The sequence below is a fragment of the Halobacillus sp. BBL2006 genome (assembly GCF_000786645.1).
Taxonomy (GTDB): domain Bacteria; phylum Bacillota; class Bacilli; order Bacillales; family Halobacillaceae; genus Halobacillus.
Window position 1 is genome coordinate 1 of sequence record NZ_JRNX01000340.1, and the last position, 1,639, is coordinate 1,639.

Sequence of the window (1,639 nt, forward strand, 5' to 3'; positions counted from 1 at the left end):
TGAACCGTCTCTTCATATTTATCGAGTAACCCATTCTTATGTAGACCTTTGAGTGTCGGATATAGCGTCCCGGGGCTGATATCATATCCGTGGGAAGCAAGTTCTTCCATCAAATAAGCTCCATAAATAGGTTCGACATCTGCATGATAAAGTATATGGATTTTAATCGACCCTAGAAAGAAATCTCGAAGCACATTTCCACCTCCAATATCGAAATCCGATATCATAATACGATATCTATGAGAACTTAGCAATAGGTCGGCCTGAACCTTTACATTTTTTAACGTTTCCTTGAAGAGCTTAGAAAAAGTCGATATACTTTTGTTGAAAATGATTATCATTACTGATTATAAAATGGTGAATTTACATAAATATCAATATGGAAGAGGAGATCAAGATGAGTGAACGTTTTGACGTGACCATCATAGGTGGAGGAACAACGGGAATGTATGCTGCTTTTTACAGCGGGATGCGTGATTTGAAGACGAAAGTTATTGAGTATCAGCCGGAACCAGGCGGGAAAGTATCTTTTTTCTATCCAGAGAAAAAGATTTATGATGTGGGTGGATTCCCAGGAATTACGGGGGAAGACCTTGTGCACGAAGTGAAGAAACAAACGGATCTTGTGAATCCTACAGTTTCAACGGAGGAAAAAATCCATTCAATTGAAAAGCAGGAGGATGGATCATTCATTTTGGAAAATGAGCATGGAGAACAGCACTTTTCAAAAGCAGTGATTATCGCTTCAGGAATGGGCACCTTTGATATGCAGCCACTGCAAGTGAATGGAAGTGAAAAATTTGAAGAGGAACAAATTCATTATAGTATTCAAAATTTGAATCAATATGAAGGGAAGAAAGTCGCTGTCATTTCTCAAAGCCGTGTGGGGATTGATTGGTCGCTCGCTCTCGAAAAAGTCTCGGATGAGGTTCACTTAGTTAATTGCGGTGATGAATTCAAAGCAGTCTATGAAAATGACGTAGACCAGTTGAATGCTTCTTCAGTGCAAACCCATCTAAATCAAGAAGTCGAACAGCTCCATGGAGATGAAGAAATGATGACAAGCCTTACCCTGAAGGATGGTCTTGAAATAGAAGTTGATCACATTTTGGTTTATGAAGGGTTACAGATTGAGAAAAGTATGTATGCGGAGTGGGGCCTTGAAACAGAAAAAGGGCGTATTCCGGTTGGGACTGACATGTGCTCAAATATAGAAGGGATTTTTGTGGCTGGGGACGCCGCTATTTATCCGAGTAAAACGATGCTGATTGCGTCAGGTTTTACTGAAGCAATGGCAGCGGTTAATAGTGCGGCAATGTACCTGGATCCGAAAGCAAAATCACAGGTCTATAGTACAGTCGTCTATAAATATAATACATAAGCCTGTTGATCGCGCGGGGCATGTGTTCTCTTTTTGAATCAGTTAAATGATAGGGGGTCCTGTGGCAGGGTCATAAAGGTTATTCAACAAAACGTGCAGGGTGGTGGAAGACTCGATTTCGAGATGGTTGTAAGCCAGTTTCCTTTACTTGAGATAGAATTAGGAGGTCCTGGAAATGACTCGCTTTCCGTGGGCATGTGTTGAGCTTCCTCAGACTCCGTCTTCCGGGATCTCACCGATCATGTTCATCCCACAGGA

2 protein-coding genes are annotated in these 1,639 nt (G+C 41.4%); one reads left to right on the forward strand and one right to left on the reverse strand.

What is annotated here, in order from left to right; translation table 11 throughout:
* On the reverse strand, nucleotides 1-194 hold a 194-nt coding region (locus tag LD39_RS10810; protein ID WP_231572557.1), incomplete at its 3' end, for a PadR family transcriptional regulator.
* 203 nt (nucleotides 195-397) lie between these two features.
* Between LD39_RS10810 and LD39_RS10815 the strand changes: the two genes are divergently transcribed.
* Complete coding sequence (locus tag LD39_RS10815; protein WP_052158821.1) at nucleotides 398-1,381, forward strand: NAD(P)/FAD-dependent oxidoreductase; 984 nt, start codon at nucleotides 398-400, stop codon at nucleotides 1,379-1,381.
* The last annotated feature ends 258 nt before the right edge of the window (nucleotides 1,382-1,639 follow it).

Coding starts and splice junctions, on each gene's coding strand:
- LD39_RS10815 (WP_052158821.1), top strand. CDS start 398: ATGAGTGAACGTTTTGACGTGACCATCATAGGTGGAGGAACAACGGGA.